The following is a 25,775-nucleotide window of genomic DNA, read 5'->3' on the forward strand; positions in this document are numbered from 1 at the left end:
AATGAAATACATTACAAAAGAAGTCAGAATAGGAATAGCGGGAATCATTGCCCTGTGTATACTCGTTTACGGTATCAACTATCTGAAGGGAATCAATATGTTCAAACCTTCAAGTTATTTCTATGTAAAATTTCAGAATGTAAACGGATTGGCTAAATCAAGCCCCGTTTTCGCTGATGGAGTACGCGTCGGTATTGTACGTGACATTTATTATGATTATAACCAAGCTGAAAATGTAATAGTAGAAGTAGAATTGGATACAGAGCTCCGCATCCCTAAAGGAAGTTCTGCCGAATTGGTATCCGAATTGATGGGAGGAGTAAGAATGAATATCCTTCTGGCAAACAATCCCCGGGAAAAATATGCAGTAGGAGACACTATTCCAGGTAAATTGAACAACGGTATGATGGAAAGCGTAGCTGCACTCATGCCGCAGATAGAACAAATGTTGCCGAAACTGGATTCCATTATGATCTCTTTAAATAACATTCTGAATAATCAGAGCATTCCCGCTACACTACACTCTGTAGAAAAGACTGCTGCTAATCTTGAAGTAGCAAGTGGACAACTAAAGGTATTAATGGGACGTGATATTCCACAGCTAACAGGTAAACTAAATACAATCGGAGATAACTTTATTACTATTAGTGGAAACCTGAAGGAAATTGATTATGCTGCTACGTTCAAAGAAATTGAACAAACACTGGCCAACGTAAAAATGGTTACAGAAAAGCTAAACAGCAAAGACAATACAGTAGGATTGTTACTAAACGATCCACAATTTTATAACAATCTGAATGCAACAACTGCTAATGCTGCAAGCCTACTTGAGGACTTAAAAGAACACCCCAAACGGTATGTGCACTTCTCTTTATTCGGAAAGAAAGATAAGTAAGAAATTAGCGTTATATAGATTTTATCTAAATAGCGTCGTATTCAATTACAAGTCTTAAAAGCTTTGAAAAGTGCATAGACAGACTGAAAGAAATAAAATATAGAAATGCTTATTTAAATATCTTACTCCTTTGATAATACTATAACACTCTCACAGACAGAATATTATAAAAAAGCAATAGTACCAACAATGGGACTATTTTATCGAAGGATCATAAGTATCTGAAAGTAAAGGCATTATTCTTTCAGTGAGAAATACAAGAAAAAATAGATTTGTTTTTCTCAAATAAGATTCCCAATTTTGCAAACGTAGAAGTTTTGCTTAATTAATAAATGTATTATAGCCATTATGAGTGAATCCAATCATGTCGGGCTGTGGAACCGCTGTCTTGAAATAATTAGAGACAATGTTCCCGAATCGACATATAAAACTTGGTTTGTTCCCATCGTACCATTAAAATATGAGGACAAAACGTTAATCGTACAAGTACCCAGCCAGTTCTTCTATGAATTTCTGGAAGATAAATTTGTGGACTTGTTACGAAAGACTTTATATAAAGTCATAGGCGAAGGAACCAAGTTAATGTATAATGTAATGGTAGACCGGACTTCAATACCGAATAAAACGGTAAATCTTGAAGCCAGCAACCGCTCTATAGCCGTGCCACAAACAAGTGTAATTCGTGGTAGTGGCAATAAAGCACCGAACCTATTACATGCTCCGGCACCACAAGATCTGGACCCACATTTAAACCCCAACTATAATTTCGAAAACTTCATTGAAGGATACAGTAACAAACTGTCGAGAAGTGTTGCTGAAGCCGTAGCTCAAAATCCAGCTGGTACTGCCTTCAACCCCTTGTTCTTACATGGTGCATCAGGGGTAGGAAAAACTCACCTAGCCAATGCCATCGGAACAAGAATAAAAGAACTGTATCCTGGGAAAAGAGTATTGTATGTATCAGCACATCTTTTTCAGGTACAATATACCGACTCTGTTCGTAATAATACTACAAACGATTTCATCAACTTCTACCAGACAATCGACGTACTGATTATTGACGATATTCAAGAATTTGCAGGCGTTACCAAAACGCAGAATACTTTCTTTCATATTTTTAATCACCTGCACCAAAACGGCAAGCAATTGATTCTTACTTCCGACCGGGCACCCGTATTATTACAAGGAATGGAAGAACGCCTTCTTACCCGTTTTAAATGGGGAATGGTGGCTGAACTTGAAAAGCCAACAGTAGAATTACGTAAAAATATTCTGCGTAATAAAATTCATCGTGATGGTTTACAGTTCCCTCCTGAAGTTATTGAATATATTGCAGAGAATGTTAATGAGAGCGTACGCGACCTTGAAGGTATCGTTATTGCTATCATGGCGCGTTCTACTATCTTCAATAAAGAAATAGATCTCGATCTGGCGCAACACATTGTACGTGGCGTTGTTCGTAATGAGGCTAAAAGCATTGGTATTGATGATATCATCAATGTGGTATGCAAACATTTTGGATTAGATACTACTGCCATCCATACTAAATCACGAAAAAGAGAAGTGGTACAAGCTCGTCAGGTAGCAATGTATCTAGCCAAAACACATACAGATTTCTCTACTTCAAAGATTGGCAAGTTTATTGGCAATAAAGATCATGCAACCGTACTCCATGCCTGTAAAACCGTAAAAGGACAGTGCGAAGTGGACAAAAGCTTCCGTTCTGATCTGGAGAATATAGAAGCATTACTAAAAAAGAAAGGAAATTAGATAAAAAGAGAGAGACAGTATCAATTATAAGTATTGTCTCTCTTTTTTATTGCCTACATAAATCCTTGTTGTTTCAATACCTTCAACAGATTCTCAGACATAAACTCATTATCCTTTTTTGTATAACGGACATCTGTAAACACCTGAGCCAACGTTTCTTTCCGGTTTTCTTCTACAAATTGTTTACTTTCAGGCAACGACTCCTTGTAAGCATACAGTTTATCAATATCCTTCTCCGTATAATCATGATAATATTCCTCATGAATAGCAGCCTCTAAAGGCAACCGGTCTACTTGAGCAGGAATACCATCGGGATAACCTACCGTCACTGTAGTAATCGGGAAAACAAGTTCCGGAAGCTTCAAGGTATCAATAATCATTTGTGGATTATAGGTAGTAGTACCCAAATAGCAAATACCCAATCTTGCTTCTTCTGCCAATGTGCAGAAAGTTTGTGCTACTAGCAATGTATCCATCGCCGCATTCATAAATGACATCAAGTTATTATATCCCGGTATTGCTTTACGCTGTTCGCACCATTTTGTAAAACGGCGAAAATCTGCGCAAAATGTAAGTACTACCGGTGCTCCTTTCACCATTGGTTGATTAAAGTGTGCAGGAGAGAGTTTTTCTTTTATTTCGCTGTCACGTGTGATAACAACGCTATATAACTGCATTCCTCCCATAGTAGAAGCGCGAAAAGAAGCTTCAAGCAAATCATTTAACAAATCAGATGAAATATCTTTTTGTAAGTACTTTCTGATTGTTCTTCTGTTCTTAACGGTCTCAATCATATCTTTTTTCCTGCAAAGATATAAAAAGAATTTTTATTTTGCTATTTACACTAAATAGATTAATTTTCTTTTTGGAAAACTTCAAGCATCGAACAAAACAATCATTTTATTGTTTATCAATAGCTTACCATTTAGAAATGGAAAACTTGCAGCCAGTCAGCAATTTATCTCATTTTTATTTTGATATACCAAAAAACATTCATAGCTTTGCAGCACGTTTGTTAATGATAAGTAAGCTTCTACACATTTTCTTATTTATTAAAGTAATCTAAGACACATACCAACGTGGAAAAACAAATTTATTCTTACGAAGAATCCTTTAAAGAATCTTTACATTATTTCAAAGGAGACGAACTTGCTGCTAGAGTTTGGGTAAACAAATACGCAGTCAAGGATTCTTTCGGAAATATTTACGAGAAATCTCCGGAAGACATGCATTGGAGAATTGCAAATGAAGTGGCACGTATTGAAGCCAAGTACGCAAATGGGCTTAGTGCAGAAGAGTTATTCAATCTGCTCGACCACTTTAAATACATTGTTCCCCAGGGTAGCCCAATGACAGGTATTGGCAATGACTATCAAGTAGCTTCATTATCCAACTGTTTCGTAATTGGAGTAGATGGTGCAGCCGACTCTTATGGTGCCATCATCAAAATTGACGAAGAGCAAGTACAATTAATGAAAAGACGCGGAGGTGTAGGTCATGATCTTTCACATATCCGTCCTAAAGGCTCTCCGGTAAAAAACTCGGCACTGACTTCCACCGGGTTGGTTCCTTTCATGGAACGTTATTCTAACTCCACCCGCGAAGTGGCACAGGACGGACGTCGGGGCGCATTAATGTTGAGCGTATCTATCAAACATCCGGATTCAGAAGCATTCATTGATGCCAAGATGACGGAAGGAAAAGTAACCGGAGCGAATGTTTCCGTAAGACTGGACGATGCATTCATGCAGGCCGCAGTAGAAGAGCAACCTTACATACAGCAGTATCCGATTGATTCGGCCAATCCAACCACCACTAAAGAAATTGACGCTTCTACCTTATGGAAAAAGATAGTGCACAATGCATGGAAATCTGCAGAGCCGGGTGTATTGTTCTGGGATACAATTATTCGTGAGTCTGTACCCGATTGTTATGCGGACTTAGGATACAAAACCATTTCGACCAATCCGTGCGGCGAAATCCCCTTATGCCCTTATGATTCTTGTCGCTTGTTGGCTATCAACCTTTATTCATATGTAGTTAATCCGTTCAAGCCGGATGCTTACTTCGATTTCGATCTGTTCAAGAAACATGTGGCACTTGCACAGCGTATCATGGATGATATTATCGATCTTGAACTTGAAAAGATTGAGCGTATCATGAAGAAGATAGACGAAGATCCTGAAAATGGTGAAGTAAAACGTACCGAACGCGAACTATGGGAAAAGATCTATAAGAAAAGCGGTCAGGGAAGACGTACCGGTGTAGGTATTACAGCTGAAGGTGACATGCTTGCCGCATTGGGTCTGCGATACGGTACTGAAGAAGCTACGGAATTCTCCGAAGAAGTTCACAAGACTGTGGCTCTTTGCGCTTACCGCTCATCAGTAGAAATGGCTAAAGAGCGTGGTGCTTTTGAAATATACGATACAGAACGCGAAAAGAATAACCCATTCATCAACCGTTTGCGTGAAGCAGATCCGGAACTGTACGAAGAAATGAAAAAGTATGGACGCCGTAACATAGCTTGCCTCACTATTGCTCCAACCGGAACAACAAGTCTGATGACGCAAACAACTTCGGGTATAGAGCCTGTGTTCTTGCCTGTATACAAACGTCGCAGAAAAGTAAATCCGAACGATACCAATGTCCATGTTGACTTTGTAGACGAAACAGGAGATGCTTTTGAAGAATATATCGTATTCCATCATAAGTTTGTGACCTGGATGGAAGCTAACGGATACGACCCAGCTAAACGTTATTCTCAGGAGGAAGTCGACGAACTGGTAAGCAAATCACCCTATAATAAAGCTACTTCTAACGACGTAGACTGGTTAATGAAGGTAAAGATGCAAGGACGTATCCAGAAATGGGTAGACCACTCCATCAGTGTAACGATTAATCTGCCGAACGATGTAGACGAGGATCTCGTAAACCGTTTGTATGTGGAAGCTTGGAAATCGGGCTGTAAAGGTTGTACAGTATACCGTGACGGATCACGTTCAGGAGTATTGATCTCTGCCAAACCAGAAAAGAAAGAGGGTCTGCCTCCCTGCAAACCACCTACTGTAGTCGAAACCCGCCCATCTGTATTGGAAGCCGACGTAGTACGTTTCCAGAATAATAAAGAGAAATGGGTAGCATTGGTAGGTCTGCTCGATGGACACCCTTATGAAATATTCACCGGTCTGCAGGATGATGATGAAGGTATCTTCATTCCGAAGAGTGTCGTTTGCGGACGTATTATTAAGAATGTAGACGAAAACGGAAACAAACGCTATGATTTCCAGTTCGAGAACAAGCGCGGATATAAGATGACAATCGAAGGTCTGTCCGAGAAGTTTAACAAGGAATACTGGAACTATGCAAAACTGATTTCCGGAGTGCTTCGTTACAGAATGCCAATTGAACAGGTTATCAAACTGGTAGGTTCGCTGCAACTGGATAGTGAAAATATCAATACCTGGAAAAACGGTGTGGAACGTGCATTGAAGAAATATATCCAGGATGGTACGGAAGCCAAAGGCAAGAAGTGCCCGAACTGCGGAAACGAAACACTGGTTTATCAGGAAGGATGCCTGATATGTACGACGTGTGGGGCTTCAAGGTGTGGGTAAATTGATATTCTTTCTTTTGCCTTGATGCAAAAGAAAGAACCAAAGAAAAGATCAAGGCTGCATTTACTTCGCTACAAAACTCCGGTAAAAAGCTAAAGGGGCTCGAACTCGCTTCGCTCAGACAATCGCCCCTTTGACGCTTTTTGCCGGAGTTTTGTTTAACGCTACGTAAATGAGGCCGAGGAACCATTCGGCAGGAATGCACTAATATAGTATGAATGAGATTAAATTATGGAGCGATTTATTTGCTATCTGTTACAGAATAAAAGATAAATAGGTTCTAAAGTTCTATATGTAAATAGGATCTCAAAACATAACCCAAATCCCCCCGGTCCTGCCATAACCGCTGCGGCCTCATTTTTTCTCCGTTAAGCGAATGCCCGTAGCGGAGCGTTAAAAAGGGACGATTGTCTGAGCGAAGCGAGTTCGAGCCCCTTTAGCGAAACGAAGGAAGTGAGTAGGAGAAAAAATGCAGCCTTGATCTTTTCTTTTGCATCAAGGCAAAAGAAAAGTACATCCCAACACAAACGTTTGCATAACATTTTAAATTACTTCTAAGAATTCAGATACACAATATATAAAAAGAATGTCTTATACTTGCATAATCAATCGTTCATAATCAAAATCTAATATATATGATAGTATCATTTAATATTGAATATCGTACCAGCTGGGGAGAAGAAGTAAGAGTCACGGGCTCCATCCCCGAATTGGGAGAAGACAATCCCGAATACTCCATTCCCCTTCGCACTGTAGATGGAATTCACTGGACAGCAGAGACTGAAATACAAGTCCCTAATGAAAAATTTGTGAACTATAGTTATCTCATCTGGCAAGACGGAAAAGTGGTCCGCAATGAGTGGAACAGTTTTCCCCGCCGCCTATATCTAACAGATGACAGTAAGAAAAGATACTGCATCAATGACTGTTGGAAGAATCTTCCGGAACAGCAGTACTTCTATAGTTCAGCTTTTACCGAATCATTGCTGGCACATCACAGTAGAGCAGGCGTACCTCAAAGTTACAAAAAAAGCTTAGTGATAAAAGCATATGCTCCACGCATCAACGAAGACTATTGTGTGGCTATCTGCGGCAATCAGAAAGTATTGGGCGATTGGAATCCTGACAAAGCATTGTTAATGAGTGATATCAATTTCCCAGAATGGCAGGCTGAGATGGATGCAAGCAAACTTAAATTCCCGCTGGAATACAAATTCATTCTCTACAATAAAAAGGAGAAACGTGCCGAAACATGGGAAAATAATCCAAATCGCTATATGGCTAACCCGGAATTGAAAGCGAACGAAACGCTTGTCATCTCCGACCGGTACGTCTATTTTAATATCCCCGCATGGAAAGGTGCCGGCGTTGCTGTGCCCGTATTCTCGTTAAAATCAGATAAGAGCTTTGGCGTAGGAGACTTCGGAGACCTGAAACGCATGGTTGACTGGGCTGTAAGTACGAACCAGAAAATAGTACAGATCCTGCCAATTAACGATACGACGATGACTCACACCTGGACGGACTCTTATCCGTACAACAGTATCTCTATCTATGCTTTTCACCCCATGTATGCCGATCTCAAAAAGATGGGTACACTGAAAGACAAAGAAGCAGCTGCCGCCTTTAATCAAAAGCAGAAAGAGCTGAATGCACTTTCTACAATTGACTACGAAGCAGTGAATCAGACAAAGTGGGAATACTTCCGTCTTATCTTCTGCCAGGAAGGTGAAAAGGTGTTAGCTTCCAAGGCATTCAAGAAATTCTTTGAAGCCAACAAAGAGTGGTTGCAACCATACGCTGTATTCAGTTATCTGCGCGATGCTTTCAAAACGCCTAACTTCCGCGAATGGCCCCGCCATAACGTATACAACGCAGAGGAGATAGAAAAGATGTGCCAACCGGGAGCTGTCGATTATCCCTTTATCTCAATCTATTTCTATATCCAATTCAACCTACATCTGCAATTGCTTGAAGCGACTACATATGCCCGCGAAAACGGGGTAGTACTGAAAGGTGACATTCCTATCGGTATCAGCCGTAACAGTGTGGAAGCCTGGACGGAGCCCTACTATTTCAACCTCAACGGTCAAGCCGGTGCCCCACCCGATGACTTCTCTGTAAACGGCCAAAACTGGGGATTCCCAACCTATAACTGGGATGTTATGGAACAAGATGGTTACAGCTGGTGGATGAAACGTTTCCGTAAAATGGCGGAATACTTCGATGCCTACCGTATCGACCACATTTTAGGTTTCTTCCGTATCTGGGAAATACCGATGCATGCCGTTCACGGACTATTAGGACAGTTTGTACCCGCCCTGCCAATGAGCCGGGAAGAGATAGAAAGTTATGGACTTCCTTTCCGTGAAGAATTCCTGAAACCTTATATACACGAATATTTCTTAGGACAAGTGTTCGGACCACACACCGATTATGTAAAACAGACATTTATCGAGCCAACTGATACCTGGGAGGTATACCGTATGCGTGATGAGTTTGACACGCAACGTAAAGTAGAAGCCTTCTTTGCCGGAAAAACAGACGAGGATAGTATATGGATTCGTGACGGACTGTACGCACTGATCAGTGATGTATTGTTTGTCCCCGACCGTCAGGAAGCAGATAAATACCACCCGCGTATCAGCGTACAACACGACTTTATCTACCGTTCGCTGAACGACTGGGAAAAAGCTGCCTTCAACCGTTTGTACGATCAGTATTACTATCATCGCCATAACCAGTTCTGGCAGCAGCAAGCAATGAACAAGTTGCCACAGTTGACACAATCTACCCGTATGTTGGTATGCGGTGAAGATCTCGGCATGATCCCCGACTGCGTCCCTTGGGTAATGAATGACCTGCGTATTCTCAGTCTTGAGATACAGCGCATGCCAAAGAATCCAACTTATGAATTCGGTCATTTGAATGAATATCCGTACCGTTCTGTCTGTACCATCTCAACGCACGACATGTCTACTTTACGTGGCTGGTGGGAAGAAGATTATCAGCAGACACAGCGTTACTACAACACCATGCTTGGTCATTACGGCGCTGCTCCGGCAGTAGCTACTCCGGAATTGTGCGAGGAAGTAGTCCGCAACCACCTGTACAGTAATTCCATCCTCTGTATCCTCTCTTTGCAGGACTGGTTGGCAATAGATGGAAAATGGCGTAATCCAAACGTACAGGAAGAACGTATCAATATACCTGCCAACCCACGGCACTATTGGCGCTATCGCATGCATCTGACGCTGGAACAGCTGATGAAAGCAGAAAGCCTGAACGAGAAAATAAAAGAGTTGATTAAACAGACAGGAAGAAAGCCGGAAAAATAAACTCCTGTCATCTCCTGATTTTCATAAAAAGCGCCTCTCCCTATTAAATCAATCCGGGAGAGGCGTTGTTATTATCAAGATATCCTGTATCTTTGCGGCCATAAAATGAGACAAACACAACAATGGAAGATAACAAAAGCAAACGCATTGACTTTGTAGACCTCACCAAAGGCGTTTGCATCATTCTGGTAGTTATGGCCCACATTGGCGGAGCATTTACCAAGTTTGATGAAGACTCCATGGTATCTTGTTTCCGCATGCCGCTTTATTTCTTCATATCCGGTATCTTCTTTAAATCTTATGAAGGCTTCTCAGGTTTCTTCCTTCGTAAAATCAACAAGCTACTTATCCCATTCACTTTTTTTTATGTCGGAGCTTTTCTGCTAAAGTATGTCGTATGGAAAATAGCCCCCGGTGTATTTCATCTGCCGGTACAATGGAGTGAATTACTTGTTGTGTTTCACAGGCACGATTTAATCAAGTTCAATCCTCCTATCTGGTTTCTGATTGCACTGTTCAATTGTAATATTCTATTCTATTTACTCCATTTCTTACGAGACAGACACCTGAAACTGGTATTTGCCCTCACTCTACTCATCGGAGCAATCGGTTTCTTTATGGGAAAATACCGTTTTGAGCTGCCACTGTATATAGATGTGGCCATGACAGCTCTGCCATTCTACGTTGCAGGTTTCTGGATACGCCGTTACAATTTCTTTCTCTTTCCGCATCGGCTCGACAAGCTGATCCCGCTGTTTATCATTGCCGCACTTGCCATCATGTATTTCGTTGCTTTCACCCCAGGGATGCGTACCAACAGTTATCATGGCAATATCTTCCAGTTCTATATAGCCGCTTTTGCCGGTATCTTTATGATTATGTTGCTGTGCAAGAGGGTGAAGCACATACCTGTAGTCTCTTACTTAGGACGTTATTCGGTAATCACGCTTGGTATTCACGCACCGATACTTCATTTTTCCGGTCAACTCGTATCACGGTATATTCATAACGAATGGGCATTAGCCTTCACACTACTATTCATAACATTGGGCATCTGCATTGCCGTAACGCCTTTCTTCCTGAAAGTAATGCCCCAGGTGGTGGCGCAGAAAGATTTGATAAGAATCAGGTAAGAGTTCTATCCGGTTTGTTGTATCTTTGTAAAAGTATTCATCTTTTCAAGCCTAAATACAGTCATGAATATAAACGCCAGTTATATACATTTAGAGAATATACTCTTCTTTGCCCATCACGGAGTAGCTACACAAGAAACGATTGTGGGGAATGAGTTTTATATCAATCTGAGATTAAAAGTCGACTTCGCACACGCCATTACGACAGATGCAGTAGAGGATACTGTGAGTTATGCCGACGTATATACCCTATTGAAAGAAGAAATGGGAATCCCCTCCAAGCTGTTGGAACATGTATGCGGACGTATTGCAGAAAGATTATTCCGGGATTTTCCTGCCATTGAAGAAGTAGAAATAAAGTTGTCCAAACGGAATCCACCCATGGGAGCAGATATTGATGCGGCAGGTGTGGAGATGTTTTGCACCAGAGCATGAGAGATAATGAGGAAGAATTTCACCCCATCATTGAGTACTTTTCCCCGGCTCCGGGGAGGAATATCCTCGGCTCCGGGGAGGAGTGTCCTCGGCTCCGGGGAGGAAGCTGTTCCCCGGAGCCGGGAATGTCAGTCAAAAATCAATTGAATTCAGCACGGGGATAACGCAGAAGGGAACCCATTTTTGAGTCCCCCATCGCCTGCCGAACCTCCCCGTGCGGGAAGCACTATTTCTTTTTCTTTCGTTTCTTTACTGATTCTACGGCTTCGGTCACTACCGGTTTGTTTTCAAACCGCTTCGTATAGCCGGAATAATCGGGATGAGTCCGTTCATAATCGGGATCCATAAACAGAGGACTTGATATGATATGATCAGCTGTAGAACGGTTGCAGCAGAATACAATGTTCTCCACACCGGCCAGACGGGTCAATGCTTTCACATCCGTGTCGTGTGGTTGCAGCGTCATCGGATCGGTAAAGAAGAACAGATAATCGATCTCTCCGTCCACAATACGCGAACCCATCTGCTGGTCACCTCCCAGCGGACCGGATTTCAGAATCGTAAAATCCCATTCAACATCGGGATGTTTCTCTTTCAATGCTTCAAGAATCAGCGTACCGGTCGTTCCCGTACAATAGAACTTATGTCCCATCAACAGTTCTGAATTCCAGAGCACCCATTCAATCAGATCTCTTTTCATGGCATCATGTGCCACAAGACCTATTTTCCTTACTAACTTTTTTTCCATTTGCGTTATCCTTTAAAGTCAGACAATTGGGAGAAACGTTTCCGTCCCTTCACATAAAACTGCCACAAGATACTGCTTTTTATTCGTTCGGGAATAGAATCGACATAAGTTTTTCTCAGATTTTCTTCACGGGCTTTCAAGAAATAAGAACGAAGCCGTTTATATTCACTCCGTGCATGAAACACTGCCTTTACATTATCCAACTGCCCTTTCAGTAAGTATTGAAGGGCGGCTAGATAGTCGAGAAAAGCCCGTACGCGCATCACCTTATTCAACTCCTGTGGAGGAAGATTTTTATAAAGCATGACAAGATTATTACGAAAATTGAGATAAGTCTTCCGCGGGCTCTCTTTTTTCAGCGTTGCCGCCCCCACATGATAGACAACACTTTGAGGGATACAAACAATACTCTTCCCGCGTGAGCGAAGCCGCCAGCAAAGATCTATCTCTTCCATATGGGCAAAAAAGCGGGCATCGAGTCCACCTGCATCCATATAATCCGCCCGGCGGATAAACAAAGCTGCTCCCGTAGCCCAAAATACCGGAGTAATCGTATCATACTGTCCCCGGTCCTCTTCCACTTCATTCATCACACGTCCCCGGCAAAAAGGATAGCCGTAACGGTCTATGTATCCACCGGCTGCACCGGCATATTCAAACATCTGCTTCTGTCGCCAACTACGTATTTTGGGCTGGCAGGCAGCTACTTCAGGATGAGCATCCATATAGCTGACAAGTGGTTCGAGCCAATTCTCCGTTACTTCTACATCCGAATTAAGCAGAACCACATATTCCGCATCCACCTTTTGTAAAGCAAGATTGTATCCTTCTGCAAAGCCGTGATTCTCTTCCAACAAGATCAAACGAGCCATTGGGAAATCATCCCGAAGCATGGCGACCGAAGAATCCGTAGAGCCATTATCGGCCACACAAACCTCTACATCATCCCTATCGGAATGGCAAAGCACCGACGGAAGAAAAGAGCGGAGCATGTCACAACCGTTCCAGTTTAATATAACAACAGATATCTTTTTCATAGTCTTTATAGAATAGTGCCTTTCAACGCTGTACCATCTTCATTAAGCTCTCCCAACAACACATCGACCATTTTATTATCCAACGAAGGATCATTTTCCACTTCTACCCGGATATAATTGGCCGTAAAACCATGCATCGGCATGCCCGCCTTGGTCTTTTCCATAAGTACAGGCATTGTCTGCCCGATGTGACGGACATAAAAAGCCTGCGTTTTTTCGTCCGAAAGAGTTAGCAATCTTTGGCTACGCTTATGTTTTTCTTCGGGAGCCACCACATGATCTATCTTCAAAGCCTGTGTACCGGGACGTTCCGAATAACTGAATACATGCAGCTGGGTCACGTCCAATCCGGCAATAAAGCGGTAGGCATCTTCAAAATATTCATCCGTTTCACCACGTGTACCCACAATTACATCTACTCCAATAAAGGCATCGGGCATCACTTCCTTGATCTTCTTTATTTTGGAAGCAAACAAAGCCGTGTCATAACGCCGCCGCATTAACTTCAGTACATCATCCGATCCGGACTGTAAGGGTATATGGAAATGTGGCATGAATCTGCGGGAATGGGATACGAACTCAATAATTTCATCCGTCAGCAAATTGGGTTCTATGGAAGAAATCCGATAACGCTCAATGCCTTCCACTTCATCCAGTGCTTTCACCAGATCAAAAAAAGTCTCTCCGGTAGTCTTACCAAAATCACCAATATTCACACCTGTAAGTACAATCTCTTTTCCACCTTCGGCAACAGCCTGACGGGCTTGTTCTACCATAGAAGCAACCGTTCCGTTCCGGCTCCGCCCACGGGCAAAGGGAATCGTACAATAAGAACAGAAATAATCACAGCCATCCTGTACCTTCAAGAAAAAGCGGGTACGATCTCCGCGTGAGCATGAAGGTGCAAACGAACGAATATCTTTTGCAGCCGTTGTATGCGCTTCTCCGGCTTCATGCTTTTGCAAATCGCCCAAATACTGAAGCAGGTCCTTCTTTTGCTCAGCACCTAACACAACATCAACTCCCTCAATCTTCGCCACATCGCCCGGTTTAAGCTGCGCATAACATCCCGTCACCACAACAAAAGCTCCCGGATGCTGTTTCACCAACCGATGAATAGCCTGCCGGCATTTCTTATCAGCCATCTCTGTTACCGAACATGTATTAACCACACAAATATCCGCACGCTCGCCTTTACGCACCGTACGCACACCTGCTTCACGCAGGATTTTACCAATAGTCGAAGTCTCTGAGAAGTTCAATTTACAGCCTAAAGTATAGTAAACAGCTGTCTTATCCTGAAATACAGTGGTATCTATCATAATTTTAACAAACGCATATTGGATGCAAAGTTACACAATCTATGAGAATTAAGTATTAAAAATTAGGAATTAACAACTAAAGGATTCAACCCTTCATAGACTTTAATTACTATTTTTTGATTCCTAATTAAATTATTATTCCTATTTTTGCACAATTCACTAAAAAACGTGCAATGATAAAAGAGAATTTTATTAAGCTATACGAGAATAGCTTTCAAGAAAACTGGGACCTGCCTTGTTATACCGACTATGACGAGGACTCTGGTTACACATACGGGCAAGTGGCCGAAGAGATAGCCCGCCTTCATCTATTATTCAGACATTGTAGCCTCCGACGTGGTGACAAAATAGCCGTTATCGGAAAAAATAATGCCCGATGGTGCATCGCTTATATGGCAACAATCACCTATGGCGCCATCATCGTGCCGATTCTTCAGGACTTCAACCCGAACGACGTACATCATATTGTGAACCATTCGGAATCTGTTTTTCTCTTTACCAGCGATACCATTTGGGACAATCTCGAAGAAGAAAAACTGACCGGACTCCGCGGTGTATTCTCGCTTACTGACTTCCGTTGTCTGTATCAGCGTGACGGTGAAACGATACAGAAATTCGTCAAACATCTGGACAATGAAATGCACCGTGCATACCCCAAAGGATTCCACCGGGAAGATGTGCAATATACCACGCTTTCCAACGATAAAGTCATGTTGCTGAACTATACCTCCGGTACCACAGGTTTCAGTAAAGGTGTCATGCTGACAGGAAACAATCTTGCAGGAAATGTCACCTTCGGAATCCGCACCGAACTACTGAAAAAAGGAGATAAAGTACTCTCCTTCCTTCCGTTAGCACATGCTTATGGCTGTGCGTTCGATTTTCTGACGGCTACGGCTGTAGGTACGCACGTCACCCTGCTCGGCAAAACCCCTTCTCCGAAGATCATAATGAAAGCATTCGAGGAAGTAAAACCCAATCTGATAATCACTGTTCCGCTCGTTATCGAAAAGATATACAAAAACACGATCCAGCCTCTTATTAATAAAAAAGGTATGAAATGGGCATTAAGTATCCCCTTACTTGATAGCCAGATTTATGGTCAGATTCGCAAAAAGCTGATCGATGCATTAGGAGGACGTTTCAAAGAAATTATCATTGGCGGAGCTGCTATGAACCCGGAAGTAGAAGAATTCTTTCACAAGATCAAATTCCCATTTACTATTGGTTACGGAATGACAGAATGCGGTCCGCTCATCAGTTATGCCCCATGGAATGAATTTATCCCTACCTCTTCCGGTAAGATACTTGACATTATGGAAGCACGCATTTACAAAGAAAATCCCGAAGCTGAAACAGGAGAAATCCAAGTACGGGGTGAGAATGTTATGACCGGTTATTACAAAAATCCGGATGCTACCAAGGAAGTATTCACCGAAGACGGCTGGCTGCGCACAGGTGACTTGGGAACCATGGATGCCAATGGCAATATCTTCATTCGCGGACGATTGAAAACGATGATTTTAAGTTCGAGCGGACAAAATATATTCCCGGAGGAAATCGAAGCCAAACTAAATAACCTGCCTTTCATTCTCGAAAGTCTTGTTATTGAAAGAAATAAGAAGTTGGTAGCCCTTGTATATGCAGATTACGAGTCTTTAGATTCATTAGGCCTCAATCAACCGGACAATTTAAAAACCATCATGGATGAAAATCTAAAGAATCTGAATGCAACTGTAGCCAACTATGAGAAGATAAGTCAAATACAACTCTACCCAACAGAATTTGAAAAAACACCTAAGAGAAGTATTAAACGCTATCTATATAATAGTATAGCAGTGAATTAGGTATGTTTTAAAACATGTTGTGAGACAAATAGAAAGTATACTTCAAAAAAAAATATAAAAAAAGTTGGCTTTTCGAGAACAACGTATTCTAAAAGTACATATCTTTGCAGCGTTTTAATAAGCAATTGATTGTATTACAGATTTTAAAAGCAAAGAAAATGAAAAAATTAGTTTTAGTATTCGCAGCTATCGCAGCAGTATCATTCGCATCTTGTGGAAACAAAGCAGCTGAAGCAGCAAAAGCAGAAGCAGATTCTATCCGTATCGCTGACTCAATCGCAGCAGTAGAAGCAGCAGCAGCTGAAGCAGCAGCGGCAATGGATACAGTAACTGTTGATAGCGTAACAGTAACAGAAACTGTAGTAGCTGAATAATTTTAGCTCTGAGAGAATTGAAAGTCTGGCGTGTAAAACACGAACAGACTTTTTTTGTACCTTATACTTCCATCTGACACTTAAAAAACACATTCAACAAACACTCAATCAAATGCGCAACCCCATATTAAGCATTCCATATTAACACCATTAACAATTCCCCAAGATATAGAAACTCTTCATTATAAGAAAACGTACTTTTCATACTTAAAAGTACGTTTTTTGGGTACACAAAAGTACCTATTTAATACCCTATTAAATACTATTCTTTATATCGGATACATTAGATTGTTTTCAAATTGAATATCAAGCAATTACAGACAAACAACACTTTTCTTCCACCCCATCCTGCAAATCTTTAAAAGAGATAGTTGCTTTTTAAGCAAACATCCCCCCTGACCTTGGCACATAAAAAAAGCCTAATCTCTTTCGAGATCAGGCTTTTCTATATTTAGTAAGTTCTAAATCTTATTCAGCAACTACTTCAAAAGGAATTTCTACAGAAACTTCCTTATGCAATTTTACGATAGCTTTATAAGAACCAACTTCTTTTACTGCGTCTTTTACAACGATTGTCTTTCTGTCAATTTCATGACCCAATTTAGCCAACGCTTCAGCAATCTGAATGTTACTTACAGAACCGAAAATAGTTCCTGTAGAGCTAACCTTAGTTGCAATAGTCAAAGAAACACCTTCCAATTTAGCAGCCATTGCTTCAGCATCTTTCTTGATTTTCTCAAGTTTGTGAGCACGCTGTTTCAGGTCTTCAGCCAACATTTTCTTTGCGGAAGGAGAAGCGATGATAGCTTTTCCAGTCGGGATCAAATAATTACGACCATAACCAGACTTAACAGTTACGATGTCATTCTTATAACCCAAGTTTACTACGTCTTCTTTCAATATAATTTCCATACTTTTCCTCCTTCTTATTTCATCATGTCAGTTACATAAGGCAACAATGCCAAGTGACGTGCTCTCTTCACAGCCTGCGCAATACGACGTTGGAACTTCAAAGAAGTACCTGTGATACGGCGCGGAAGGATTTTACCCTGTTCATTCAAGAATTTCTTCAAGAATTCAGGATCTTTGTAGTCGATATAACGAATACCACTCTTTTTGAAACGGCAGTATTTTTTCTTCTTAACGTCTACTGAAGGCGGAGTCAAATATCTGATTTCTGATTGAACTTGTTGTGCCATGATTAATCCTCCTTTTTGCTTGATTTAACACTTCTTCTTTTTGCAGCATATTCTGCAGCGTACTTATCCATCTTGAAAGTCAAGAAACGGATAACACGTTCGTCACGACGGAAGTTCAACTCCAACTTGTCGATAACAGTCGGGTCTGCGTTGAACTCGATTAACTGATAGAAACCTGTAGACTTCTTCTGAATAGGATAAGCCAATTTCTTCAGTCCCCAGTTCTCTTCATTGATAATCTCAGCACCCTCAGCCTGAAGGATACCTTTGAATTTTTCTACCGCTTCCTTCATCTGAACATCAGATAAAACGGGAGTTAAAATGAAAACGGTTTCGTATTGATTCATACTCGTTTAATTAAATAAATAAATTATTTGATTTAAAAATGCGGGTGCAAAGTTAGGCATTTTATTGTGAACTACAAACATTTAATCTTTTTTTGTATCACAAGATAGGAATTTACACAGAAGAGCTATACCTTTGCAAAGTTGTTGAAACAATAATTTCATGATAGAACAATTTAACTTTGACATCCGGCTTATTTTTGCCATTCTCAATGGTAAGGTTTCCGCGGCTATAAACCGGAAACTGTATCGTAACTTCCGTCAGGGCGGTTTGGAAATCAGTCCCGAACAGTGGACCGTGCTCATTTTTCTTTGGGAAAAAGACGGAGTTACACAACAAGAGTTGTGTAATGCAACTTTTAAAGATAAACCCAGTATGACCCGATTGATAGATAATATGGAACGCCAACATTTGGTTGTCCGCATTTCAGACAAAAAAGACCGCCGTACCAATCTCATCCACTTAACCAAAACCGGTAAGGAGTTGGAGGAAAAAGCACGTATTATAGCTAATCGTACCCTTATGGAGGCTCTACAGGGCATCACTGTAGAAGAGTTAAGCGTAAGTCAGGAAGTCTTAAGAAAAATATTCTTCAATACGAAAGATTAAGTATCGGCAAGTATGTAAAAACAGACTATTTACGCTGATTAATAGTTTTTTTGCATAAATAATTTCGCCCGTTAAAGAATTATGCTTTAATTTGTGACCAGGAATAAAATAATCTATTAAAATACACACACATGAAAGTCTTATTAAAGAATTTAGGATTAATATTAATTTTGGTCGGAGTAATTATTCTGATCGCCTGCTCCCTGACTGGTAATGTAAATAACAATACTATTTTGGGAACTTCGATACTCTTGGTAGTATTAGGTCTTGTTTCTTATATTATCATTAATAAGAAAATAGCAGATTAATATTTAACGAAACTAAAAAAAGGGCCGGAAATGAATATTTCCGGCCCTTTTTTTAGTTTCGTTTTTTCTCCTTCCTTAGTTTTCAACTTCGGGAGTAATCAATTTATATCCTTTTCCATGAATGTTGATAATCTCAATAGAGTCATCTTCTTTCAGGTGTTTACGCAATTTAGTGATGTACACATCCATACTACGTGCATTGAAGTAGTTATCATCAATCCAGATAGTCTTTAAAGCGAAGTCACGTTGCAGGATTTCGTTGGCATGTGCACAAAGCAAGCCAAGTAACTCAGATTCTTTGGTAGTCAGTTTCGTCTGCTTTCCTTCTGAAGCAAGAATCTGCTTCTGAGTATCAAAGGTAAACTTACCAATCTTATAGATGTTACTTTCTTTATTTTTCTTTCCGCGTACACGTCTCAGAATAGCTTCGATTCTGAAAGTAAGTTCTTCCATACTAAACGGCTTGGTGATATAATCGTCCGCACCGATTTTGAATCCTTCCAGAATATCTTCTTTCAGTGTTTTTGCAGTCAGGAAGATAATAGGAATTTCGGCATTGGCAGCACGCACATCCTGTGCCAAAGTAAATCCGTCTTTTTTAGGCATCATTACGTCAAACACACACAAGTCATATTTATTCTTCAGGAAAGCCTTATAACCAGCTTCCCCATCGGGATACAACTCAGCAGAATAACCTTTTGCCTGTAAATATTCTCTTAAAAGCATGCCAAGATTTTCATCATCTTCGCACAATAAAATACGCAGTTTCTCGTCCATATCAATCATTTTTTAATAAAGGTAATGCAATTATAAATTTAGTTCCTACATTCAATTCGCTCTCTGCCCGAATGGTTCCTTTATGGTCCTGAATAATCTTCTTCACATAGGCCAATCCCAATCCGAAGCCCTTTACATCGTGCAGATTACCTGTATGCACGCGATAGAACTTATCGAACACCTTTTTAAGGTTTTCTTTCTTTATACCAATACCGTTGTCCTGTATAGAAATCATCAGTTTACCCGGTTCATTCCAGGTTTTGACGTTCAGCAACAGTTCTTCTTCCGGTTTCTTGTATTTCACCGCATTGTCCATCAGATTGAAGATCACATTCGTGAGATGCATTTCATCTGCAAATATAACAGGATCGGTGGCCTCAAGGTTCGATGTAATCTTACCATTATATCGTTCCACTTTCAAAGTGAACGTATTAATCACCCCTGTTATCAGTTCGTTAGCATCAATTTCCTTCATCTTGAGCGTCGCCTTTTGACGGTCGAACATTGACATCTGAAGCACTTTCTCCACCTGGAAGCGGAGCCGTTTCGTTTCGTCATTGATCACTCCCGATATATGCTGGAACATCTGTGGTGACTTACCCACCGCAGGGTCCTTCAACATCTGTGCCGCCAATGAGATGGTTGATATCGGTGTCTTGAACTCATGCGTCATATTATTGATAAAGTCATTCTTCATTTCTGTCAGCTTCTTCTGACGGAATACTATATATATAGTAAAGATGAACGTTATCAACAGTACTAAAGTGAATATCATTGACGGGATCATAAAACTCACCGAATCAAAGATATAATCCTTTTTCCCGGGAAAGTGTATCTTTACAATACTCATTTTAGCCGGCGGGTCATTCTGGAAAAGCGGCTGAGTATATGAATCCTCATTTCCTTTCCCTTCGTAGTCCGCACAGCGGTATACTTCCCGCCCATCTTTATCGACCACCGTAAAGTGATAAGGCAATTCTATTCCATTATTAAGAAGTGCCGACTTCAGGTAGTCGTCCAGATCTTTAAATCTTACGCGTTCGCCTATCGACTTGTCACTGGCACGGTAAACCATTTGCAGTGCAACTTCATCGAGCAGAACCCGCTGATACATATACCGATTCTTAACTGCATCGAGCAAAGATTTCGATGTTTTTGGAATCGTATTTCCACCATGTCTGCGCGAAATCATCATCTTGGGCAACTCTGACGGTTTGTTAGTCATTACTTTTAATTCAAAGTCCGTCATTATTCTTCCATCCGGTGATTTCACCGTAAATCGCTGTGTTTGCTGCACCAAATCATCCCCTTGCATAGAAGAGGAAGCGGTCAGCGCTTTCCGTTCCGCTTCAGTAATATCTTCCCTCAGCCAACGGTCGGTTTCCGCAAATTCCACATCTTTTGATACCTGATACAAGCTATTACGCACAGAGTTATCAAATTGTTCTTTGCGCATCTTCACCATTGCCTCTATATAACTTACCTGTAAGTAAAGTAATCCGAGGAAGGAAAGACCCATTACAATACCTAATATCCAGATTGTTGACTTTTTCATAGCAACAAAATTAACACTCCCTAATTAACATACCTAACACATTAACCTATTTTAATCGTACATTCTCGTAAATTAACCGAAAGGTAATATTTAGCTCATGTTCTGACGACTATAACAAAACAATATATCCTTTGGTTTGCAAATTTAATAAAAAATTAAATCTTTCTCTTAGGAATTTCTACTTTTCTTAATCATTGTTAAGTGAAAAAGCCGCCCCCCTTTCGAACGAAAGAAGGACGGCTAAAGCATTATAAACGAATAATTACTCCTCCACCTGTTTGGCTTCGAAGTCTTTTATTAACTTATCCTGTACATCAGAAGGCACAAGTTCATAACTTGCGAATTTCATAATGAATGAAGCACGCCCTCCGGTGAGTGAGCTAAGCGCTGTTGAATAAGAAGACATTTCTTTAAGAGGTACTTTAGCTATTAGTTTTTCAAACCCTTTCTCGCTATTCATACCCATAATCATGGCACGACGTCCCTGAAGATCACCCATCACATCGCCCATCTTATCCGACGGCACAAACACCTCTACGTCATAAATAGGTTCCAGAATCTTCGGACCGGCATTCTTGAAGGCTTCGCTGAAAGCATTACGTCCTGCCAGCATGAATGAGATTTCATTGGAGTCTACCGGGTGCATCTTTCCGTCGTAAACAATAACGCGTACATCACGGGCATAGGACCCCGTCAACGGACCTTGTTCCATCCGAGACATGATACCTTTCAGGATAGCAGGCAGGAAACGTGTATCAATAGAACCACCCACGATACTGTTAACAAATACCAATTTTCCTCCCCATTCCAATGGGACTTCTTCTGTTCCTTTTACATTGATCTTGAACTCCTGTCCATTGAACTTATAAGTATCGGGCACAGGCATGCCTTCTTTATAGGGTTCGACGATGAGGTGTACTTCGCCGAACTGTCCGGCTCCACCCGATTGTTTTTTATGACGATAGTCGGCACGGGCAGCTTTTGTGATTGTTTCACGGTAGGGGATTTTCGGTTCCTCGTATTTTACTTGTAGCTTTTCATTGTTTTCCAGACGCCACTTCAAAGTACGGAGGTGGAATTCTCCCTGTCCATGTACCAGTGTCTGTTTCAATTCTTTAGACTGTTCAATAACCCACGTCGGATCTTCTTCACGCATACGGTTCAGGATGCTCATCATCTTTTCTACGTCTGCTTCATTGACAGGTTTAATGGCACGCGAGTATTTTGAATTGGGATACTTAATAAAGTTAAATTTATTATCACAGTCTTTTCCATTCAGTGTATTGCCTGTTTTTACGTCTTTCAGTTTTACGGTAGCGCCAATATCACCTGCGCAAAGCTCTTCTACTTTGACACGGTTGGAGCCGGCCACTACGTAAAGTTGTGCCATACGTTCTTTTGATCCGCGGTCGGCATTGAGCAAATCGTCACCTTCGTGTACTTTTCCACTCATTACTTTAAAGTAAGATACTTCACCGATATGGGGTTCAACACTCGTTTTGAAGAAATAAAGAGAGGTAGGACCATTTACATCAGGAGCTATTTCTTTTCCGGCTGTATTGGTCACTTTTGGCATTTGAGAAACAAAGGGAACAACGTTGCCTAAGAACTCCATCAGGCGGCGTACTCCCATGTCTTTGCCTGCACATACACAAAATACGGGGAACATTCCACGGGCGGCAAGTCCTTTGCGGATACCATCGCGCATTTCGTCTTCTGTCAGCGAGTCTTGCTCAAAGAACTTTTCCATGAGTTCTTCGTCATTTTCAGCAGCAGCCTCTACAAGTGCCTTATGCCATTCCATAGCCTTATCCATTTCTTCGGCAGGAATATCTTCGATGATAGGGGCTCCTCCTTCAGGTTTCCAGGAGTACTTTTTCATCAACAGGACGTCGATCAGCGAATTAAACTCGGGACCTGTATTTATCGGATACTGGATAGGAACAACTTTTGAGCCATAAGCTTCTTTTAATTGTTCGAGGATATTATCATAATCGCATTTATCATTATCAAGCTGGTTGACAAGGAAAATGACGGGTTTATTCAGTTTTTCGGTGTAGCGGAAATGATTCTGTGTACCAACTTCAACGCCGTATTGGCCATTGAGAAGAATTATTGCGGTGTCGGTCACATTCAGTGCGGTAACTGTGCCTCCTACAAAGTCGTCCGAGCCCGGACAGTCTATCATATTCAGCTTTTTATTGTTCCATTCTACATGGAATACGGTGGAGAAAACGGAGTAGCCATACTCTTGTTCAACGGGGAAATAGTCACTAACTGTATTTTTTGCGGCAATAGTTCCGCGACGTTTTATAACACCACTCTCGAAAAGCATTGCTTCCACGAGAGTGGTTTTCCCAGATCCAGAACTTCCCAAGAGGGCTATGTTCTTAATTTCGTTCGTCTGATATACCTTCATAATCAATAAGATTTAAATGAATTACTCAGTATGTTCTCGCATACCATTTATTTAAGTGTCGCAAATTAGGAATTAATAAGGGGAAAAGCAACAAAGGACACAGTGTTACTAAACAATGTTATGCAACACATTGCGTAAATCTTCTTCCTCGGCTCCGAGGAACAACCTCCTACCCGGAGCCGAGTGCTTCCCGTACGGGGAGGTGCGACAGGCGATGGGTAATTATTAAAATACAGATAAATACGCTGGGGAAAAGTTTGATTCCTTTCTGTATGGATTTGGATGTATTTCACCACAGAGTAACACGGAGTTCCACAGAGTTTAAATCTTTATTGAAACGCAGATGAACGCAAATTTTCGCAAAGGGAAACAAATAGATGATAAAGAACTACAATCTTTTAATCTGTGTTTATTTGTGTTAATCCGCGTTTTATTAGATAAATAATGCTCTGTGAAACTCTGTAGTGAGTTTTGCTCATTGCTATTCAGTTTTGAACTTAATGGTGTTTGTCATTGCTATCAGTCTCTTTCTCCGGTATTGATAAAGTTCTATCTCGTAGAGTAACGTATGAAGCCCCGGTGCAGGGCCGACGCATTAAATAATTTACTATTGTATATGTACTTTTCTTATTGTTATTTAATTGAATATTAATTGTTTAGCATTGTTTTATTTCGTTTATATTTCGTATATTTACATGGTAATATTAAACAGTAATTGACATGAAAATAGGTATAATTGACATTTGTAAGCAAATAGAGGACCCTCGGATGGATCGTAAAAAGTTACATAAAATGGAAACGATCATATATGTATCCATTGCTGCTGTCATCTGTGGTGCTCAGTCTTGGAATGAGATTGAAGAATTTGGCCATGCTAAATTCGATTTTTTTAAAAGTAGAATACCCGATTTAGAAGTTATCCCCAGCCATGATACTTTTAATCGTTTCTTCAGCATTATAAAACCATCCTATTTTGAGTTGATTTTCCGCAATTGGGTGAAACAAGTGTGTCAGGAGATTAAAGGTGTTGTAGCCATCGATGGAAAACTAATGCGTGGTCCTAGCAAATGTAATGATGAACATACTACCGGCAAAGAAGGCTTTAAGCTCTGGATGGTTTCAGCATGGTCCGCAGCTAACGGTATTTCTCTGGGTCAGGTAAAAGTGGATGATAAAAGTAATGAAATCACAGCTGTTCCTCTGCTAATCCATGCCTTGGATCTGGATGATTGTATCGTCACTATTGATGCCATGGGCTGTCAGTTGGAAATAACAAAAGCCATTATTGAACGGAATTCAAACTATATAATAGCTTTAAAGAAAAATCAAAAGAGTAGTTATGAATTAGCCAAGAAAATAATTGATGGGTATGAAAACAGAAATGTGATTCTCAATAGGGTTACCCGGCATACCAGCGAAAGTACAGGACATGGCAGGCTTGAAACAAGAGTCTGTACTGTAGTCAGTTATGGTCCGGTCATGGAGCCGATGTTTAAGGACAAATTTGCGGGATTGAGGTCAATAGTGGGCATGAAATCCGAAAGGATAATTTTGGCAACGGGGGAACGTTCTGAAAAAACGAGGTATTATATAACTTCACTTGAAAATACTAACCCGGAGGAAATAGCCAATGCCATTAGACAGCATTGGTCCATTGAAAACAATCTGCATTGGCAACTGGATGTTACCTTCAGGGAAGACTACAGCAAGAAAGTGCAGAATGCAGCAAGAAATTTCTCGGCAGTTACAAAAATGGCGCTCACCATTTTGAAGAATGATAAAGTCACAAAAGGAAGCATGAATCTCAAAAGGCTGAAAGCAGGATGGGATGAAAAATACCTGTCAACACTTTTACAGGACAGCGCATTTTAATGCGTCGGCCCTGAGCCCCGGTGTGTAACATTGTTTTAGATGTACATGTAAAGCAGTACGACATGTGCATGTGGGACAACACGACATGTGCATCTCATGCTGCTTTACATGTACATCTAAAACAATACTGCACACCGGGGAAAGGAACATTCCTTTCTGAGAAAGACAAAGTACA

The 25,775-nt window shown here is 40.9% G+C and carries 20 protein-coding genes; 10 read left to right on the plus strand and 10 right to left on the minus strand.

The features are described 5' to 3' along the window. Nucleotide 1 precedes the first annotated feature (1 nt). Entirely contained in the window at nt 2–895 is an 894-nt protein-coding gene (locus K8P02_RS13710) for an MlaD family protein (RefSeq protein WP_002562522.1), read from the plus strand. Between the two features lie 348 nt (nt 896–1,243). Further along, nucleotides 1,244–2,665 (plus strand): chromosomal replication initiator protein DnaA, encoded by a 1,422-nt coding sequence (dnaA, locus tag K8P02_RS13715; protein ID WP_002562523.1) that lies wholly within the window; start codon nt 1,244–1,246, stop codon nt 2,663–2,665. A 53-nt stretch (nt 2,666–2,718) separates the two neighbouring features. Here the strand turns inward: dnaA and K8P02_RS13720 are convergent, their stop codons facing one another. After that, nucleotides 2,719–3,459, minus strand: a complete 741-nt coding sequence (locus K8P02_RS13720; RefSeq protein WP_007486961.1) for an NADPH-dependent oxidoreductase — start codon at nt 3,457–3,459, stop codon at nt 2,719–2,721. 285 nt (nt 3,460–3,744) lie between these two features. Here K8P02_RS13720 and K8P02_RS13725 point away from each other — a divergent pair, with 285 nt between their 5' ends. From K8P02_RS13725 to folB, 4 genes are all read left to right on the plus strand, one after another. Next, nucleotides 3,745–6,282 carry an adenosylcobalamin-dependent ribonucleoside-diphosphate reductase gene (locus tag K8P02_RS13725; RefSeq protein ID WP_007486959.1) on the plus strand — a complete coding sequence of 846 codons (2,538 nt, stop codon included), beginning with the start codon at nt 3,745–3,747 and terminating at the stop codon, nt 6,280–6,282. A 635-nt stretch (nt 6,283–6,917) separates the two neighbouring features. After that, entirely contained in the window at nt 6,918–9,620 is a 2,703-nt protein-coding gene (locus K8P02_RS13730) for a 4-alpha-glucanotransferase (protein WP_025866708.1), read from the plus strand. A 122-nt stretch (nt 9,621–9,742) separates the two neighbouring features. Beyond that, a complete protein-coding gene (locus K8P02_RS13735; RefSeq protein WP_025866707.1) occupies nt 9,743–10,753 on the plus strand; it encodes an acyltransferase family protein in 1,011 nt (336 codons plus the stop codon). Between the two features lie 63 nt (nt 10,754–10,816). Next, the gene (gene folB / locus K8P02_RS13740) at nt 10,817–11,188 is read left to right on the plus strand and encodes a dihydroneopterin aldolase (protein WP_007486953.1); all 372 of its coding nucleotides are present in this window, start codon (nt 10,817–10,819) and stop codon (nt 11,186–11,188) included. Between the two features lie 226 nt (nt 11,189–11,414). On the opposite strand, the gene K8P02_RS13745 is transcribed toward folB, so the two are convergent. Genes K8P02_RS13745 through mtaB form a run of 3 tightly spaced genes read right to left on the minus strand, consistent with a single transcriptional unit; the run spans nt 11,415 to nt 14,295 of the window. Then, entirely contained in the window at nt 11,415–11,936 is a 522-nt protein-coding gene (locus K8P02_RS13745) for a methylglyoxal synthase (protein WP_002562529.1), read from the minus strand. Between the two features lie 5 nt (nt 11,937–11,941). Then, nucleotides 11,942–12,973: a glycosyltransferase family 2 protein gene (locus K8P02_RS13750; protein WP_025866706.1), complete on the minus strand. Its 1,032-nt coding sequence runs from the start codon at nt 12,971–12,973 to the stop codon at nt 11,942–11,944. Between the two features lie 5 nt (nt 12,974–12,978). Continuing rightward, a complete protein-coding gene (mtaB, locus tag K8P02_RS13755; protein WP_025866705.1) occupies nt 12,979–14,295 on the minus strand; it encodes a tRNA (N(6)-L-threonylcarbamoyladenosine(37)-C(2))-methylthiotransferase MtaB in 1,317 nt (438 codons plus the stop codon). A gap of 173 nt (nt 14,296–14,468) precedes the next feature. On the opposite strand from mtaB, the gene K8P02_RS13760 reads away from it, so the two are divergent. Both K8P02_RS13760 and K8P02_RS13765 read left to right on the plus strand, forming a co-directional pair. Further along, nucleotides 14,469–16,142 carry a long-chain fatty acid--CoA ligase gene (locus K8P02_RS13760; protein WP_122201875.1) on the plus strand — a complete coding sequence of 558 codons (1,674 nt, stop codon included), beginning with the start codon at nt 14,469–14,471 and terminating at the stop codon, nt 16,140–16,142. Nucleotides 16,143–16,300: 158 nt separating this feature from the next. Then, nucleotides 16,301–16,516 (plus strand): hypothetical protein, encoded by a 216-nt coding sequence (locus K8P02_RS13765; RefSeq protein WP_002562533.1) that lies wholly within the window; start codon nt 16,301–16,303, stop codon nt 16,514–16,516. 468 nt (nt 16,517–16,984) lie between these two features. Here K8P02_RS13765 and rplI read toward each other — a convergent pair whose 3' ends face one another. The 3 genes from rplI to rpsF are packed head-to-tail and all read right to left on the minus strand — an operon-like array spanning nt 16,985 to nt 18,062. Next, a complete protein-coding gene (gene rplI / locus K8P02_RS13770; protein WP_002562535.1) occupies nt 16,985–17,428 on the minus strand; it encodes a 50S ribosomal protein L9 in 444 nt (147 codons plus the stop codon). Between the two features lie 14 nt (nt 17,429–17,442). Then, nucleotides 17,443–17,715 carry a 30S ribosomal protein S18 gene (gene rpsR / locus K8P02_RS13775; protein ID WP_002562536.1) on the minus strand — a complete coding sequence of 91 codons (273 nt, stop codon included), beginning with the start codon at nt 17,713–17,715 and terminating at the stop codon, nt 17,443–17,445. 2 nt (nt 17,716–17,717) lie between these two features. After that, complete coding sequence (gene rpsF, locus K8P02_RS13780) at nt 17,718–18,062, minus strand: 30S ribosomal protein S6 (RefSeq protein ID WP_002562537.1); 345 nt, start codon at nt 18,060–18,062, stop codon at nt 17,718–17,720. 160 nt (nt 18,063–18,222) lie between these two features. On the opposite strand from rpsF, the gene K8P02_RS13785 reads away from it, so the two are divergent. Then, nucleotides 18,223–18,669 carry a MarR family winged helix-turn-helix transcriptional regulator gene (locus K8P02_RS13785; protein ID WP_002562538.1) on the plus strand — a complete coding sequence of 149 codons (447 nt, stop codon included), beginning with the start codon at nt 18,223–18,225 and terminating at the stop codon, nt 18,667–18,669. Nucleotides 18,670–19,052: 383 nt separating this feature from the next. Here K8P02_RS13785 and rprY read toward each other — a convergent pair whose 3' ends face one another. From rprY to K8P02_RS13800, 3 genes are all read right to left on the minus strand, one after another. Beyond that, nucleotides 19,053–19,754: a response regulator transcription factor RprY gene (gene rprY, locus K8P02_RS13790; RefSeq protein WP_002562540.1), complete on the minus strand. Its 702-nt coding sequence runs from the start codon at nt 19,752–19,754 to the stop codon at nt 19,053–19,055. Nucleotide 19,755: 1 nt separating this feature from the next. Continuing rightward, nucleotides 19,756–21,309, minus strand: coding sequence for a sensor histidine kinase (locus K8P02_RS13795; RefSeq protein ID WP_002562541.1), 1,554 nt, complete (start codon nt 21,307–21,309; stop codon nt 19,756–19,758). Nucleotides 21,310–21,571: 262 nt separating this feature from the next. Next, nucleotides 21,572–23,728 (minus strand): elongation factor G, encoded by a 2,157-nt coding sequence (locus tag K8P02_RS13800; protein WP_002562542.1) that lies wholly within the window; start codon nt 23,726–23,728, stop codon nt 21,572–21,574. Nucleotides 23,729–24,448: 720 nt separating this feature from the next. Here K8P02_RS13800 and K8P02_RS13805 point away from each other — a divergent pair. Beyond that, nucleotides 24,449–25,600 (plus strand): ISAs1 family transposase, encoded by a 1,152-nt coding sequence (locus K8P02_RS13805; protein ID WP_025868361.1) that lies wholly within the window; start codon nt 24,449–24,451, stop codon nt 25,598–25,600. Nucleotides 25,601–25,775: the final 175 nt, after the last annotated feature.

The sequence above is a fragment of the Bacteroides nordii genome (genome assembly GCF_019930665.1).
GTDB classification, from domain to species: Bacteria; Bacteroidota; Bacteroidia; order Bacteroidales; family Bacteroidaceae; genus Bacteroides; species Bacteroides nordii.